We start from the raw sequence: 15,554 nt of genomic DNA, 5'->3' as shown, positions 1-15,554 counted from the left end.
AGGGGAGGACAGCCCTGACCGCGGCGGCCGCACTGGCCGTCGTGGCCACGTCGTCGCGGGTCCCGGGGGGGGGGGGCCCCCGCGCCCGGGTCGGGTCGCGGTTGGGGGGGGGCGCCCCCCGCCGCGGGCCGGCCCGGGCGCCCACAGGCCCCGCCGCGTCGCCGCCGATGACCACGAGCCGCTCACGCACACGTTCTCCAGCACTCATGCGCCCACGCTACGTGCGCGCACCGCGCCGGGTCCCGTCACTCCCGTTCGTCGTCGGACCCGCGCTCCGGGTGCGCGGGCAGCGGACCCGGTCGCGGTGCCACCGGCACGGGGTGGCGGCGAGGCAGCCGGGGCCGCAGGACGCGCAGCCACAGGAACAGGGCGAGCGCCAGGACCGCCGCGAACGGCAGTACCGCCGCGAGGACGAGCACGATCCAGCGCAGCACCGACACGAACGCGTCCCAGCCGCCCGCCAGCGCGTCCAGGAAGCCCGGCCCGTCGTCCTCGTCACCGGCCCCCGCGGGCGCCGACTCGGTGAGCCGCAGCGTGATGGTGGCCAGCGTCGTGCGGTCCTTCAGCGACGCCTGCTGCGCGAGCAGGGACTCCAGCTCCGCCTGACGGTTGCTCAACTCGCCTTCCAGCGTGACCACGTCGCTCAGCTTCGTGGCCCGGTCCATCAGCTCCCGCACCCGCGCCACACTGGCCCGCTGCGACCTGATCCGGCTGTCCACGTCGACGACCTGGTCGGTGACGTCCTTCGCCGTCACGTTCCGCTCCAGCAGCTTCCCGCTGCCCGACAGCCGCTCCAGCACGTCCGCGTACGACTCCTGCGGCACCCGGAGCGTGACCAGCGTGCGCTCACGGCCGCGGCCGTCGCGGTCGGTGGTCTCGCTGCCGACGATGCCGCCCGCGTCCTCGGCCAGCGACCGCGCCCGGTCCAGGGCCTGCGGCACGTCCTTCACCCGGACCGTCAGATGCGCGGTGCGGATGATGTGGACCCCGCTGAGCTTCGGCGCCTTGCGCGCCGCCTTCTCGCCGGACGGGGCCGCCGCTCCGTCCCGCGCGGCCCCGCCCCCGGACTTGGCGTCGGCCGCGGCCGCCTTGCTCGACCCGCCGGAGTCACCGCCGGCCCCGGAACAGCCCGCGACCGCCAGCACGGCGCCGAGCAACGGCACCACCAGAACATGAACCGGCCGCAGCCGTCGTGCAGCACCAGCACGCATGGACGTACCCCCAGGACCCGTGGAACGGAACCGACATGGACGCCCCCTTCGACGCGCGAGCCGCCCTTCGGGTGGTTGCCGCACGGTCCCGAAGCGGTCACGTTAGGGACACGTCGGTGCGCCGGAGCCCTTCTGAGAGAGTGGGGACATGCGCGAAGCGGAGACACCGGAAGCGGACACATCCACGGCGACCGGGCGGCAGAAGGACGTCCTCGTCATCGGCGGCGGCATCACCGGACTCGCGGCGGCCCACCGGCTGCTCGACGGCGACGAACCGGTACGGGTCACCGTCCTGGAGGCCTCCGACCGGCTCGGCGGAAAGCTCCGCGCGGGCGAGATCGCCGGCGCCCGCGTCGACCTCGGCGCCGAGTCGCTCCTGGCCCGCCGCCCCGAGGCGGTCGGCCTGGCCCGCGAGGTCGGCCTCGGCGACCGGCTCCAGCCACCGGGCACCGCCACCGCCTCCCTGTGGACCCGCGGCGCGCTGCGCCCCATGCCCAAGGGTCACGTCATGGGCGTCCCCGGCACCGCGGAGGCGCTCGCCGGCGTCCTCTCCGACGAGGGCCTGCGCCGTATCGAGCTCGACGCCGACCTGCCGCCCACCGAGATGGGCGAGGACGTCGCCGTCGGCGAGTACGTCGCCGCCCGCCTCGGCCGCGAGGTCGTCGACCGTCTCGTCGAACCGCTCCTCGGGGGCGTCTACGCGGGCGACGCCTACAAGATCTCCCTGCGCAGCGCCGTCCCCCAGCTCTTCGCCGAGGCCCGCCACCACCGCTCCCTCACCTCGGCGGTGCGGGCCCTCCAGGCCAAGACGGCCCGCACCCAGCAGACGGGCCCGGTCTTCATGGGCATCGAGGGCGGCATCGGAACCCTTCCGACCGCCGTCGCCGAGTCGGTCCGCGCGAGGGGCGCCGAGATCGTGTTCGGGGAGCGCGCGGTCACCCTGGGGGCGCAGGGGGCCGCCCGCTCGGCCACGCACCCCGCACCCCAGTGGCGCGTGGTCACCGAATCCGGCCGCACCTTCGAGGCCGACCAGGTCGTCATCGCCCTGCCCGCGACGCCGGCCGCGGGCCTCCTGCGGACGGCCGCCCCCATGGCCTCCCAGGAACTCCGCGGCATCGAGTACGCCTCCATGGCCCTGATCACCCTGGCCTACGCCAAGAAGACGGCCGAACTCCCCGAGGGCAGCGGCTTCCTCGTGCCGCCCGTCGACGGCCACACCATCAAGGCCGCCACGTTCGCCTCCCAGAAGTGGGGCTGGATCGCGGGCGAGAACCCGGACCTGCACATCGTCCGCACCTCCGTCGGCCGCTACGGCGACGAGAAGGACCTCGGCCGCGACGACGCCGACCTCGTCGGCGTGGCCCGCCACGACCTGCGCGAGGCCACCGGCCTGGACGCCTCGCCCGTCGCCTCGCACGTGACGCGCTGGCAGGACGGCCTGCCCCAGTACCCGGTCGGGCACACGGACCGGGTCGCCCGGATCCGCGGTTTCGTCGGACAGCTGCCCGGCCTCGCCGTGTGCGGCGCCGCGTACGACGGCGTCGGCGTGCCCGCCTGCATCGCGAGCGCGTACGCCGCCGTGGACGAGCTGCGCGGCGACGCGAGCGGCCGCGTGGCCCTGGAGGCGAACCCGGTGCAGAGCCTGCACGGCGGAGCGGGAGAATAAGGGCATGAGCGACGACACCACGACCACCCCCGAGGCTGCCCGGATCCCGAACAAGGGCAAGCTCGCCAAGGACCTCAACGAGGTCATCCGCTACACCCTCTGGTCCGTCTTCAAGCTGAAGGACGTCCTGCCGGAGGACCGCGCGGGTTACGCGGACGAGGTCCAGGAGCTGTTCGACCAGCTCGCCGCGAAGGACGTCACGATCCGCGGCACCTACGACGTGTCCGGCCTGCGCGCCGACGCCGACCTCATGATCTGGTGGCACGCCGAGACCGCCGACCAGCTGCAGGAGGCGTACAACCTCTTCCGCCGCACCAAGCTGGGCCGGGCCCTGGAGCCGGTGTGGTCGAACATGGCGCTGCACCGCCCCGCCGAGTTCAACCGCTCGCACATCCCGGCGTTCCTCGCCGACGAGACGCCCCGCAACTACGTGAGCGTCTACCCGTTCGTGCGCTCCTACGAGTGGTACCTGCTGCCCGACGACGAGCGCCGCAAGATGCTCGCCGACCACGGCAAGATGGCCCGCGGCTACCCGGACGTGCGCGCCAACACGGTCGCCTCGTTCTCGCTCGGCGACTACGAGTGGATCCTCGCCTTCGAGGCCGACGAGCTGGACCGCATCGTCGACCTGATGCGTCACCTGCGCGGCTCCGAGGCCCGCCGGCACGTGCGCGAGGAGGTCCCGTTCTACACGGGCCGCCGCAAGAGCGTCGCCGACCTGGTCGCCGGTCTCGCCTGAGGCACGAGTGATCCATGAGTGAGGGGCGGGGCCGCCTGGCCCCGCCCCTCAGCCGTTCTCACGCGCGGGTCACCGGGCCCGCAGCGCCTTCTCCGGCGGTCCGCCCGAGCCCAGCGGTGTGGGCGCCGCGTGCGCCGCGCAGGACGCCGACCGCCGCTCGGGCAGCCGCCCGTCTAGGACGTACGCGTCCAGATGCCCGTTGACGCAGGCGTTGGGGCCGCCGCCCACGCCGTGCGTGCCCGCGTCCCGCTCGGTCACGAGCACCGAACCGGCGATGCGCCGGTGCATCTCCTTCGCGCCCGCGTACGGTGTCGCCGCGTCCCGCTCCGCGGCGAGGATCAGTGTCGGCGGCAGCGCGCCCGGCAGCGTCCGCACGTCGAGCGGCTGCTGACGCGGCCCGCTCCAGTACGCGCAGGGCAGGTTCGTCCACACGTTGTCCCACGTCTCGAACGGGGCCACGCGCGCCAGCCGCGTGTTGTCCCGGTCCCAGACGCGGAAGTCCTCCGGCCACGGCGCGTCGTTGCACTCGACGGCCGTGTAGACCGCGCCCGCGTTCTCGTTCTCCTTCGCGGCGATCGGCGACGCCACCGGCGTGGCCTGGCCGATCAGCGGCTCCGGATTGCCCGCCCGGTACTCGGACAGGGCCAGCGCCCGGATCGGCCAGTAGTCGTCGTAGTAGCCGGCCTGGAGGAACGCGGACTGCAGCTCGCCCGGTCCGACCTTCTTCCCGGCCGGCGTGTGCGCGAGCTCCGCCCGGACCTCCTCGTAGGTCCGCTGCACGGCCTCCGCCGTCCTGCCGAGGCCGTACGTGTCGTCGTGCTCGGCGACCCAGGTGCGGAAGTCGGCCCAGCGGCGCTCGAACGCGGCGGACTGGGCCATGTTGTTCCGGTACCAGACCCGCCCGGGCGACGGGTCGACCGCCGAGTCGAACACCATCCGGCGCACGTGCGAGGGGAACAGCGTCGCGTACACGGCCCCGATGTAGGTCCCGTACGAGGCGCCCATGTACGTGAGCCGCTGCTCGCCGAGCGCGGCCCGCAGGACGTCGAGGTCCCGGGCGTTGTTCAGCGTCGTGAAGTGCTCCAGGTCCGGATTGCGCTCGGCGCAGCCCCGCGCGTACGACTTCGCGCGGGCGATCCGCTCCTTCTTGTACGACTCCGAGGGGTGGGTCGGCGCGAGCGTGGGGCCCTTGCCGAGCTGCTTCGGGTCCCGGCAGGACAGCGGCGCGGAGCGGCCCACGCCGCGCGGCGCGTATCCGACGAGGTCGTACGCGGCGCCGATGCGCTTCCACTCCGGCATCATCCCGGCGAGCGGGAAGTACATGCCGTTGCCGCCGGGGCCGCCCGGGTTGAAGACGAACGAGCCCTGCCGGGCCACCTTCTTCCCGCCGGTCTTGCCCGTCGCCTTCACACGGCTGACGGTCAGCTTGATCTTCTTGCCGTCGGGGTCGGCGTAGTCGAGCGGGACGGTGACGGTGCCGCAGGTCAGCGCCTCCGGCAGGCTCTCCTCGGCGGGGCAGGCGCCGAACCGGATGCCGGCGGCCGCGGCCCGCTCGGCGGCGAGCGCGGTGCCCCGCGCGCGGGCGTCGTCGGGGCCCGCGGGCAGGGCACCCGCGGCGGGGGCGGGGCCGGCCGCGAACGCGGCCAGGACCAGCGATCCCGCGGCGGCGTAGCGGGCGGAGGCGGACGCTGCTGCTCTCATCGCTCGGTCTCATCCCTTTCGTCGTGAACAAAAGGGATCCTTGGGGCGGCAGTTGGCGAAGTAAAGCACCGGGTCGCCGGTGTCGGATCAATGACCCCGATGCGCCGCCGCGCCCGTACGCCTCAGAGCCGGTCCTCGGGGTCGAGCGGGTCGCGTGCCGGGTGGGCGAACGCGGACCGCAGCGCCGGGTCGTCCACCGCGGGCACCCCGCGCAGCGCCACCGCGAGCAGGCTGCCCGTGCCGTCGGGCAGCGCGGAGAGCAGGCGCTGACCGGTGGGGGAGGCCCAGTGCGTGTACGGGTGGATCTCGAACCGGGCGACGAACAGACAGCACAGGGTGAGCAGCAGCGGCAGCAGGAACCACAGCGCCACCGGCATGTTCCTGGGCGGCTCCTGACCCGGCATCAGCGTCGCGACCGCCGCCAGGACCACGATCGCCGCGGCCGCCGCCTTCACCTGGGCCACGCCGGAGGCGACCGTGGTGCGGGTCGTGTCCGGGGTGGCGAGGCCGGCCGCCACGAGACGCTCGGTGAGCGTGCGGACGGCGTCGCCCGACGCCGTGGCCGAGCGCACCGGAGCTATCCGCGACTGGCCCTGCGGGCCGATCGCGCCGATCACCGAGCGCTCCATGTCGTCGCCGCCGACCGGGTCGACGACCGTCGCCCAGCCGGTGTGCGCGAGCAGCAGCCGGCGGCTGCGGGCCATCGACACGAGCGCCACGTCCGCGACGCGGCGCGGGCCGCCCGAGAGGAACGCCGTCTCGTACAGGGACAGCACCCGCTCGTGCGGGCCCTCGCCGTCGCCCGCGGCGCGCTCGGCGTCGGCCGCCCGCACGGCGGCGAGGCACAGCCGCCCGCACGTGACCAGGGCCAGGCCGCCGGCCAGTACAAGGAACAGGACCCAGAACATGGGGAGTTTCTACGGCAGGACTCCGGGTAACCGCTATGGCCCGTTCAATATGCGGACGAGAATTCCGCGCGGGGCGGGGCGGACCGCCCACGGTGCAGCGGCGTGCGCGCCGCGGGCGGGTGCAGGTGCGTCGTGGCTGATCGCGCCCACGCGGCGGAGCCGCACAGCGATACAGCCCTGCGCCCCTGAGGAGGCGCTGCCGACATCGGGGAAATGCGGCCCGAAGGGTCTGCATTTCAGGGGCGCGGGGCTGTGTCCATGAGCGGCTGCGCCGCGGGGCGCGACCAGCCCCCATGCCCTCGTACCCGGCCACGAGACCGGTCAGTCCGCCCACCGGTGCACCGGCTCACCCCCGGCGCAGCGTGAACCGCGCGGCCCGCAGTGCCCGCGCCACCGGGCGTCCCGAGAGCGGGGCCGGGCCCGACCGCTCCAGCCACCAGTCGGTCAGCCGGCGCCGGGCCACCGGCTCCGTGACCCGCTGCCCGAGCAGCAGGTCCTCGGCGAAGTCCAGCGCGTCCCGCCGGTAGCCGCCCGTCATGGGCCGCCGCTGCGCGTACCCCAGGAACGCCGCACGGTACGCGGCCCCGCCCAGGATCTCCGGCAGCTCGGGCGCCACCTTGGCGACGACATCGGCCCGCTTCCCCGCCAGCGCCCGCGCCTGCACCCCGAGCCGCACCCGGTCGAACCCCTCCGGCGCGGGCGTCCCGGCCACCAGCGCGGACAGCAGCGCGGCCTGGGCGAGGGCGACCCGGCCGCGGGTGGACTCGGCGACGGGTTCGGGGGCGTCGGGCCGGGAGCGCGCGCCGGTCCTCTCCGACGGGGCGGCCGGGGCCGCTGCCACCACCTCGCGGATCCGCTCGACCTCGCGGCCCAGTTCCGCCGGGTCGTCCGGGAAGTTCTCGTCGCGCTCCAGGAGGACGCCGGGCGGGGTCACCCGGGAGGCCAGGTCGGCCAGGATGTCCAGGACCGGCTGCGGAACCGGGTGGGCGTGGCTGTCGTGCCAGACGCCGTCGCGCTCGAAGCCGCCCGCCACGTGGACGTACGCGATCGCCTCGACCGGTAGCTCGGCCAGCGCCTTCGCCGGGTCCTCGCCCCGGTTCACGTGGTTGGTGTGCAGGTTCGCGACATCGATCAGCAGCCGGACCCCGGTGCGCTCGACCAGCTCGTACAGGAACTGGCCCTCCGTCATCTCCTCGCCCGGCCAGGAGAACAGCGCCGCGATGTTCTCCACCGCGAGCGGCACCGGCAGCGCGTCCTGCGCGATCCGCACGTTCGCGCACAGCACGTCGAGCGCGTCCCGGGTACGCGGCACCGGCAGCAGGTGCCCGGCCTCCAGGAGCGGCGACGCCGTGCGCTCGCCACCGGCCCGTACGAACGCGATGTGCTCGGTGACCAGCGGCGCGCCCAGCGCCTGCGCGCGGGACGCCAGATCCGCGAGCCGCCCCTCGTCGGGCCGGTCCGCGCCGCCGAGGCCGAGGGAGACGCCGTGCGGCACGACGGTGACGCCGCGCTCGCGCAGCCGCACCAGCGACTCGGGCAGATGACCCGGGCACACGTTCTCGGCGACCGCCTCGACCCAGTCGATGCCGGGCATCGCCTCGACGATCTCCGCGATCTCCGGCCGCCAGCCGATCCCCGTGCCCAGCCTTGTCAGGCGCTCCATGTCCGTCCCCCTCTGCCGCGTGGTCGTGCTGCCGCGTGCAGGTGTCATGGCCCCGCCGCGCGCGCCCGAATCCACGAGCGAGGACGTTCAGAGCAACATTTGAGGTTCGGCCCGAGGGCCTGCCTCAGCCGTACTACCCCGTCACGCGGCCCAGCGGCGCGTACCGGGTGCCGCCCTCCGACACCACCGTGCAGGAACCCGGCGCGATCTCCGTGAAGCCCGCGTCCCGCACCACCGGCAGACCGGCCCGGGTCAGCGGCTCCCAGCGCGCCGGGTCGGCGGTACGGACCGCCAGCGGGAAGCCCGCCTCGCGCCACTCCTTGCGCTGCGGCTCGGACAGCGCCCACCAGGCCAGCTGCGCGCCGTGCCCGGCCTGCGCCATCGCCTTGCCCGCCGTCATCCCGAGGTCGGGGTTGAGCCAGAGGACCGGCGCCGAGGGGTCCGGGGCGGGCGGCGGCTCCGGGTCGTCGAGGTCAGTGCCGGACACCTGGAGGCGGGCCAGGTCCTTGGGCCAGCCGTCGAGCGGCACCGGCGGGAACACCCGCACCTGCGCTCCGTCACCCGTGACCGTGATGCCGTCGAGCGCCTCGGCACGCCGCCACTCGGCACCCCGGGCCCGCCGCACCACCTTGCGGATCCGCGCGTCCTGCCAGTCCCGCACGGCCTGCGCCCACTCCCCGTCGCCGAGCGCGCGGTCGTCGGACAGCAGGACGAGGACGGCGCGCGCGGCGGTCTCCAGGGCGGCCGTCCGCGCGGGCGGCTCGGCCCGCTCGATCCGCGCCACGAGCGGCAGCACGAACTGCGGGGCCTCGTCACGCGGGGTGGGCTCGGTGCGGAACGGGCTGTCGGCGGGCGGCAGGCCGTCCCGGCCCGGGTCCTTGCTCAGGTCGTCGTCGCTGGTCACACCCACCAGTCTGCCAGCAGCCGTCCCACCCGCTGCCGCGATGCGCCACCATGGTCGCCATGCCGACCCCGACCGCACCGCCCACGGGCCCGCTCGCCCTCCGCCGCGTCGGACGCCGCTACGGGCTCCGCGGACCCTGGGTCCTGCGCGACGTCGACCTCGACGTGCCGGCCGGCGCCCTCGTCCGGGTGCGCGGCGCCAACGGCTCGGGGAAGTCGACCCTGTTGCGCGTCATGGCCGGGATCGACGCCCCCGGCGCCGGCCGCGTCCTCGGCCGCCCCCGCACCGCCTACGTCCCCGAACGCTTCCCCGCCGCCCTGCCGTTCACCGCGCTCGGCTACCTCACCCACCTCGGCCGCATCCACGGCCTCGCCCGCCCCGAGGCGACCCGGCGGGCGCGCGAGCAGTTGGAACGCTTCGGCGCCGCCGCGTACGCGGACACCCCGCTCGCCGAACTCTCCAAGGGCAGCAGCCAGAAGGTGGCCGTCGCCCAGGCACTTCTCGCCGCACCGGAGTTGCTGATCCTGGACGAGGCCTGGACGGGCCTGGACCCCGCCGCCCGTGACGAACTGGACCGAGCCGTGGCCGAACGCACGGCGGCAGGCGGCACGGTCGTCTACGTCGACCACGACCCACGCCGCCTGGAGGGCGCGGCGGACGCGGTGTACGAGGTGGCCGGGGGCCGGGTGTCGCCGGTGGGGGATCGGGAGCCGGTGGCCCATGATCTCGTTGGTCGTGACCCGTCGGACGGGGGCGCGGCGGTCGGTGGCGCCCCCGTCCGTGTGGACGGCGATCAGCGGCATCCGGCGGGCGCGGTGTGCGGGGTGGCCGCGGGGCGGGTCGCGCCAGTGCCGGACGCTTCGAGGGCGGGCCTCGAGCACGATCCGCGCCGCCCGCGGGGCGAGTCCGGTGCCGCCGCGGGGGCATGTGTGGTGGTGGAAGCGACCGGGTCGGCGGAGGATCCGGCCGGTCTGCCGCAGCCGTGCACCCTGACCCGCCTCGACGCCCGTACCGTGCGGGTCACCACGTCCCCCACGCACTCCGACGCCGTGCTGCGCGCGCTGCTGGGGGCGCGGCCGCCGTGGCACGTCGTCGCCGTCCGGTCCGTTCCGTCCACCCTCCCGGAGTCCCGATGACCACGGCCCTGCTCGCCTACCAGTCCGGGCTCCTGCTGCGCTCGCAGCGCTGGCTCGCGCCCGTCGTGCTGTACGCGGCGGTGCTCGCGGTCGGGCTCCTGGGCGGGCAGCCGGTTCTGGACTCGCTCGGTTACGCGGCGGCGGGCCTGCTGCCCGCCGGGGCCTGGCTGGCGCGGATCTGTGTCTCCAATGAGCCGTCCGCCGCGCGCGGTTGCACGGCCGCGGCGACCGGACCGTGGCGGGCGCACTTCGCGAGCCTGCTCACCGCGCTGCTCGCGACCGCCCTGCTCGGCGCCCTCGCCACTCTCTTCGTGGCGCTGCTCGCGGACGGTGTGAGCACCGGCCACCGGGTACGGATCGCCGTCCTGCCGGCGGCCGGCGCCGGACTCCTCGCCGCCTGGACCTGCGCCCTCGCCGGTACCGCCGTGGGCGCCCTGACCACGTGGCCGGTGATCCGGGGCACCGGCGCGGGCGTGGCCGCACTGCTGCTCGGCACCCTGCTCACCCTCGTGGCGCCCGGCTCCCCGGCCCGCTCCGCGGTGACGGCGCTGATCACCGGCTCCCAGCGGGGCGAGATCCCGCTGCCCGCGCTGCCTTTCCTGGGCGCGGTCGTGCTCGCGGGGGCCTGCGCGGCGGCGGCCTGCGCGCTGGCGTCCCGCCGTTGACCGCGGGGCGACGCGCTCACCCCTTGCGGGTGGCCCCGATCAGCTGGGAGACCCGTACGAACCGGTAGCCCTTCGCGCGCAGTTCGGGCACGACCGTGCGCACCACGCGCTCCGTCGTCGGGGCCGCGCTGCGCGTGCAGTGCAGGACGACGACGGAACCCGGCCGCACCCCGTCGAGCACCTGCCGCGACACCGCGTCCGCGTCGGTGGCGAACGCGTCGCCGCTCACCACGTCCCACTGCACGGCCGTGACCCCGGCCGGGGCGAGCGCCCGCAGCGCCTGCTTGTCGTAACAGCCGCCGGGAAAGCGGAAGTACGGCACGACATGCTCGACTCCGGCCTTGCGGAACGCGGTGAAGGCCCGCTCGACGTCCGTGCGCATCCGCGCGGGCGGCACGGTGGGCAGGCCGTAGCAGTCGTCCGTGAAGGCGTAGTGGCTGTACGAGTGGTTGGCGACCTCGAAGAGCGGGTCGGCGCCGATGTCGCGTGCCTCGGCCGGGTACTGGTCGGCCCAGCGCCCCGTCATGAAGACGGTGGCCGGCACCTTCAGTCTCCGGAGCGTGGAGATGAGCTGAGGGTGGTCGAAGTGCTCGCCGGCCGCGGCGCGGGAGCCCTGGTCGGCGGTCATGTCGGCGTCGAAGGTCAGCGCCACGACGCGCTCCTTCGACCGGGCCGCGTTCTTGAAGACGCGGGTGAGACCCCCGGGCCCGGGGGCGAGTGTGGGGGCGCCCGCGGGGGAGGGGGCGGCCGAGGGGCTCTGGGCGGGCCGGTCGGCCCGGGCGGGGTGCGCGGGCCCGGTGCCGCCGCCCGAGCAGGCGGCGCCACCGAGGGCGAGGGCGGCGAGGACGCAGGTCGACACGGTGCGGCGTACGGAGTTGATCACGCCGCGACGATAAGCCTACAAATGTGACAAATCGTGTACGACTGGGCTGCTCGCCCCGTGCCCCGGACGGCATTGCTCCGACCGGCGGAAGGTTCACCGGCGAGCGAAGGGCCCTGGGCTCAGGACCGGCCCCGCAGCGCCTGTGCCACGCTCCGGTGGAGCGCCGCGTGGGCCGTCGCGCTCGGCGGGAGCTCCGGGTTCCACGGCAGGACCGCGGCCCGCTCGGCCAGTGCCGTCCACGCCGGGGACGCGCCGTAGGCCTCCCGCGGCGCCGCGTTCGCCCGGGTGTCCAGCAGGACGATGTCCGGGGTGAGCGCGGCGGCGTCCGGCCAGTCGCCCGTGTGCCAGTTGGCCCCCGGGCCCTCGGGCGGCTCGACCGTCGCCACGCCCAGGGCCGTGAGCGCGCTCAGGTCCGGCCATTTCGCGGGCCGTGCCAGATGCACGCTGTCCGGCCCGCCCGGCGACAGGGCGAGCACCCGCGCCCCGCCCGCCGCGCCCGCGGCCTCCGTCAGTTCCCGCTCGGCCCACGCCAGCCCCTCCCCGGCGGCCGGCGCCTCACCCGCCCCGAGCGAGGCTCCGAGCTCCGCGAACCGTTCCCGCACGTCCGCCAGACTCCGCCCCTGGCCCACGTCGAACACCACGACCGGAACCTGCTCCTCCAGGTGCTTCGCCGTGTCCGGATCGATCCCGTAGACCTGCCCGCCCCCGTAGGTCAGCGCCACCACCAGATCCGGGTGCACCCCGAGCACGTCGTCGAGGCCGAGCCCGGCGCCCGCCCCCAGATACGCCACGTCCCCGAGCGGCAGACCGCCGGCCTTCGCCCGGTCCGCCCGCTCCCCGTCGTGGAACGAGCCGAAGACGCCGACGGGCGTCAGTCCGAGATCGTGCAGGCCGGCCCCGGCCTGGAGGTACGCGACGATCCGCGCCGGAACGCCGGGGGCCGAGGCCCGGTGTCCGCGGTCGTCGGTGAATTCCCATGGATGTGCGGAGGGTGAAGTCATAGGGCCACCCTGCCCACGCGGGCGGCGCGGCATGTGGGGCGCCGCCTCAAGTGCGGTCGTCGTACGGCGAGTTCACGTCACGGCATCGCCAGCAGCCGTTCCCGGCACTCCGCCACGTCGAAGTCCGCCTTCGGGTACTGCGGATCGAGCTCCTCCAGATGCTCCAGGAGGAGACGGCTGATCGCCCAGTTCCGGTACCACTTCCGGTCGGCGGGGACCACGTACCAGGGGGCCGCCCGCGTGGAGCAGCGCTCCAGGGCGAGTTCGTACGCCTCCTGGTAGGCGGGCCACAGCGCCCGGTCCTCGATGTCGCCCGGATTGAACTTCCAGTACTTGTCCGGGTTGTCGAGCCGCTCCAGGAGGCGGCGCTTCTGCTGGGCGTAGGAGATGTGCAGGAAGCACTTCACGAGCGTGACGCCGTCCTCGGCGAGGGACCGCTCGAAGCGGTTGATCTCGTCGTAGCGGCGGGCCAGCCGGTCGCGCGGGGCGAGGTCCCGGACGCGGGCGATCAGGACGTCCTCGTACTGGGAGCGGTCGAAGATGCCGATCTCGCCCGGCTCGGGCAGCGCCTGCGCGATGCGCCACAGGAACGGGTGCTTGAGCTCGTCCGCCGTCGGCGCCTTGAAGGCCTTGATGCGGCAGCCGGACGGGTTGAAGTGGCCGATCACGTGCTTGACCGTGCCGCCCTTCCCGCTGGTGTCCATGCCCTGGAGGATCAGCAGCACCCGGCGCCGGTCGCCGCCCGCCGAACCGGCCGCCCACAGCCGCTCCTGGAGCTCCGCGAGCCGCTCGCCCGCGCGCTCGCTCGCCGCGACGCCCTCGGCCTTGCCGGACGGGCCGCCGGGCGTGCCCGCCGCGTCGTAGGACGACAGGTCGACGCGCTCGCCCTGCGGCACCCGCAGCAGCTCGCGCAGGGGGACGGGCCCCGGCTGCTTCCCGGCGCTCCCCGCGCCCTTCTTGCCGCCGTTCTTCGCCACCGCGCACCCCTTTCGGACCGGAGCAGGTGCTCCCGATCCTGCTCCGCGGCGGCCCGGCGCGCCACCCGCGCCGCTCAGGGACAGCGGGTGGCCAGCACGCAGAACTCGTTGCCCTCCGGGTCGTGCAGGGTCACCCAGCCGACGTCGTCGCCCTGGCCGACGTCCGCGTGCCGGGCGCCGAGGGCGAGGAGCCGGGCCACCTCGCCGGCCTGGTCCGTGTCGGTCGGGTTGACGTCGATGTGCAGCCGGTTCTTCACGCTCTTGCCCTCGGGCACACGCGCGAAGGTGAGCGTCGGCGGCACCGGCCCCGGCCGCTCCTTGCCCTCGGGCACCTCGGGCGAGCCGATGGTGACCAGGCCCTCCTCCCGCCCCTGCACCACGTAGCCGAGCACGAGGCACCAGAACCCGGCGAGCCCCTCCGGGTCGGCGCAGTCGATCGCCAGTTCCGTGAACTTGCTGGTCATGTCAGGCCTCCGCCCGCGGGTTCCCGGTCGCCCCGGAGAACCCGCGGGCGGACCGACCCTAACGGTGCCAGGGTCCGGTCACCGCGAACGTCGTCCCGGGCGTGTAGCAGTTGACGTACATCGTGTCGCCGTCGGGCGAGAAGGTGACGCCCGCGAACTCGCCCCACTCCGGCTCGTCCGGCGTCCCGATGTTCTGCCGGCCGCGCGCCATCGCGTAGACCTCGCCCTTGCGCGTCACGCCGAACACGTGCTGCGCGCCCGCGCCGTCCTCGCACACCATCAGGCCGCCGCTGGGGGCGAGACAGATGTTGTCCGGCTCCTCGCCGGGGAGCTGGAGGTCGGTGCCGGGCCCGAAGACGATCACCAGGGTGAGGCGGCGGGCGGCCGGGTCGTAGCGCCAGATCTGGCCGAAGTGGTCACCGGCCGAGCCCTCGCGGCTGCGCGCGTACGAGGACACGAAGTAGACGCAGGACCCGCCCCAGTAGCAGCCCTCCAGCTTCTGGGCGTGGGTGATGCCCTTCGGGCCGAAGTCCTGGTTGCGGATCGGGGTCTGCGCGGCCAGCGGGTCGGGCACGTCGACCCACTCGATCCCGCCGAAGCTCGCGCCGGTCTCCTGCACCGCGGACAGGTCCGGCACCCCCGGCACCCGCATCGCCTGGAGCCTGCCGCCCGCGCGCAGCGAACCGAGACCGCCCTCGGGCCGGTTCGGCAGGAAGCGGTAGAAGAGCCCGAACGGCGCCTGGAACGCGTCCTCGGTCTCGTACACGATCCCGCGCCGGGGATCGATGGCGATCGCCTCGTGCTGGTAGCGGCCCATCGCGGTCAGCGGCACCGCGCCCGAGCGGTGCGGGTCGGCCGGGTCGACCTCGAAGATGAAGCCGTGGTCCTTCGTGTACCCGTTCGTCCCCGCCTTGTCCTCGGTCTCCTCGCAGGTCAGCCACGTTCCCCAAGGGGTGGGCCCGCCCGCGCAGTTGACCGCGGTGCCGGCGATGCCGACCCGCTCCGACAGCACGTTGTTGTCGCGGTCGAGGGTGAGGGCCGTACAGCCGCCCTTGCCCATCGGATCGTAGGTGAGGCCCTCGACGGTCGGGACGCCGATCTTCGCGGTGACCCGGTTCTCGTGGTTGCGCACCAGGTGGACCCGGCCGCCTCTGCCCTCGAGGGCGGTCATCCCGTCGTGGTTGCTCGGCACCTTGCCCTCGCCGGAGCGCAGTGGATCGCCCTCGCGCGAGAGGACTTTGTAGCGGAATCCTTTCGGCAGGTCGAGCAGCCCGGCCGGGTCGGGCACCAGGTCGCCGTAGCCGCTGCGGCCCTGCGCCGCCGCCGAACCGGCGAACAGCTCCCCGAGACTCCCGGCGAAGGCGATGCCCGCGACCGACGCGCCGGTCCGGGCGAGCATCTGACGTCGTGTTGCGGACTGCCGTGCATCTGACGTGCGTGACATGGGTGCAACCTCCTGCTGGCGGACAGGAACTGTGACCCGGCTGTGTCTATCACGCGACTTTCGCCACGGGAACCACGCGCGTAGCACGCGGCGGGGGGGCCGCCCCGGGGGGGCCCGCCCGCCGGCGGGGGAACGGACCCCCGCGGGGGGCTGGGCGCGGGGGGGCGAGCGGGGGAGAGTGGGGAGTGTCTG

Annotated in this window: 14 protein-coding genes; 4 read left to right on the top strand and 10 right to left on the bottom strand. The window is 74.8% G+C overall.

The window, feature by feature from the left end; all coding sequences use genetic code 11:
- Positions 1-245 precede the first annotated feature (245 nt).
- Complete coding sequence (locus tag ACFW9D_RS00845) at positions 246-1,211, bottom strand: DUF4349 domain-containing protein (protein WP_384616517.1); 966 nt, start codon at positions 1,209-1,211, stop codon at positions 246-248.
- Positions 1,212-1,359: 148 nt separating this feature from the next.
- On the opposite strand from ACFW9D_RS00845, the gene hemG reads away from it, so the two are divergent.
- Together hemG and hemQ are read left to right on the top strand one after the other, a co-directional pair.
- Positions 1,360-2,877, top strand: a complete 1,518-nt coding sequence (hemG, locus tag ACFW9D_RS00840; RefSeq protein ID WP_384616515.1) for a protoporphyrinogen oxidase — start codon at positions 1,360-1,362, stop codon at positions 2,875-2,877.
- Between the two features lie 4 nt (positions 2,878-2,881).
- Positions 2,882-3,616, top strand: a complete 735-nt coding sequence (gene hemQ, locus ACFW9D_RS00835; RefSeq protein ID WP_188336330.1) for a hydrogen peroxide-dependent heme synthase — start codon at positions 2,882-2,884, stop codon at positions 3,614-3,616.
- A gap of 69 nt (positions 3,617-3,685) precedes the next feature.
- Here hemQ and ACFW9D_RS00830 read toward each other — a convergent pair whose 3' ends face one another.
- From ACFW9D_RS00830 to ACFW9D_RS00815, 4 genes are all read right to left on the bottom strand, one after another.
- Positions 3,686-5,317, bottom strand: a complete 1,632-nt coding sequence (locus ACFW9D_RS00830; RefSeq protein WP_384616513.1) for an alpha/beta hydrolase — start codon at positions 5,315-5,317, stop codon at positions 3,686-3,688.
- A 122-nt stretch (positions 5,318-5,439) separates the two neighbouring features.
- Positions 5,440-6,225, bottom strand: coding sequence for a TIGR04222 domain-containing membrane protein (locus ACFW9D_RS00825; RefSeq protein ID WP_384616511.1), 786 nt, complete (start codon positions 6,223-6,225; stop codon positions 5,440-5,442).
- Between the two features lie 346 nt (positions 6,226-6,571).
- Positions 6,572-7,888 carry a DUF692 domain-containing protein gene (locus ACFW9D_RS00820; protein ID WP_384616510.1) on the bottom strand — a complete coding sequence of 439 codons (1,317 nt, stop codon included), beginning with the start codon at positions 7,886-7,888 and terminating at the stop codon, positions 6,572-6,574.
- Positions 7,889-8,021: 133 nt separating this feature from the next.
- The gene (locus ACFW9D_RS00815; RefSeq protein WP_384616508.1) at positions 8,022-8,792 is read right to left on the bottom strand and encodes a peptidyl-tRNA hydrolase; all 771 of its coding nucleotides are present in this window, start codon (positions 8,790-8,792) and stop codon (positions 8,022-8,024) included.
- Positions 8,793-8,851: 59 nt separating this feature from the next.
- Here ACFW9D_RS00815 and ACFW9D_RS00810 point away from each other — a divergent pair, with 59 nt between their 5' ends.
- The gene (locus tag ACFW9D_RS00810) at positions 8,852-9,928 is read left to right on the top strand and encodes an ATP-binding cassette domain-containing protein (RefSeq protein WP_384616507.1); all 1,077 of its coding nucleotides are present in this window, start codon (positions 8,852-8,854) and stop codon (positions 9,926-9,928) included.
- Positions 9,925-10,593 (top strand): ABC transporter, encoded by a 669-nt coding sequence (locus tag ACFW9D_RS00805; RefSeq protein WP_384616506.1) that lies wholly within the window; start codon positions 9,925-9,927, stop codon positions 10,591-10,593. The genes ACFW9D_RS00810 and ACFW9D_RS00805 overlap by 4 nt, the downstream gene beginning before the upstream one ends.
- A gap of 16 nt (positions 10,594-10,609) precedes the next feature.
- On the opposite strand, the gene ACFW9D_RS00800 is transcribed toward ACFW9D_RS00805, so the two are convergent.
- The 5 genes from ACFW9D_RS00800 to ACFW9D_RS00780 all read right to left on the bottom strand — a co-directional run bounded on the left by ACFW9D_RS00800 (position 10,610) and on the right by ACFW9D_RS00780 (position 15,317).
- Entirely contained in the window at positions 10,610-11,476 is an 867-nt protein-coding gene (locus tag ACFW9D_RS00800; protein ID WP_384616504.1) for a polysaccharide deacetylase family protein, read from the bottom strand.
- A 119-nt stretch (positions 11,477-11,595) separates the two neighbouring features.
- A complete protein-coding gene (locus tag ACFW9D_RS00795; RefSeq protein WP_384616502.1) occupies positions 11,596-12,477 on the bottom strand; it encodes an ABC transporter substrate-binding protein in 882 nt (293 codons plus the stop codon).
- Positions 12,478-12,554: 77 nt separating this feature from the next.
- A complete protein-coding gene (locus tag ACFW9D_RS00790; RefSeq protein WP_384616500.1) occupies positions 12,555-13,454 on the bottom strand; it encodes a PPK2 family polyphosphate kinase in 900 nt (299 codons plus the stop codon).
- A 74-nt stretch (positions 13,455-13,528) separates the two neighbouring features.
- Positions 13,529-13,918: a VOC family protein gene (locus tag ACFW9D_RS00785; protein ID WP_384616499.1), complete on the bottom strand. Its 390-nt coding sequence runs from the start codon at positions 13,916-13,918 to the stop codon at positions 13,529-13,531.
- Between the two features lie 58 nt (positions 13,919-13,976).
- Positions 13,977-15,317 (bottom strand): alkaline phosphatase PhoX, encoded by a 1,341-nt coding sequence (locus tag ACFW9D_RS00780; protein ID WP_384616497.1) that lies wholly within the window; start codon positions 15,315-15,317, stop codon positions 13,977-13,979.
- Positions 15,318-15,554 lie beyond the last annotated feature (237 nt).

This window comes from Streptomyces sp. NPDC059524, from assembly GCF_042749255.1.
GTDB lineage: Bacteria > Actinomycetota > Actinomycetes > Streptomycetales > Streptomycetaceae > Streptomyces > Streptomyces xanthii.
This window is presented reverse-complemented; position numbering and strand designations above follow the sequence as displayed.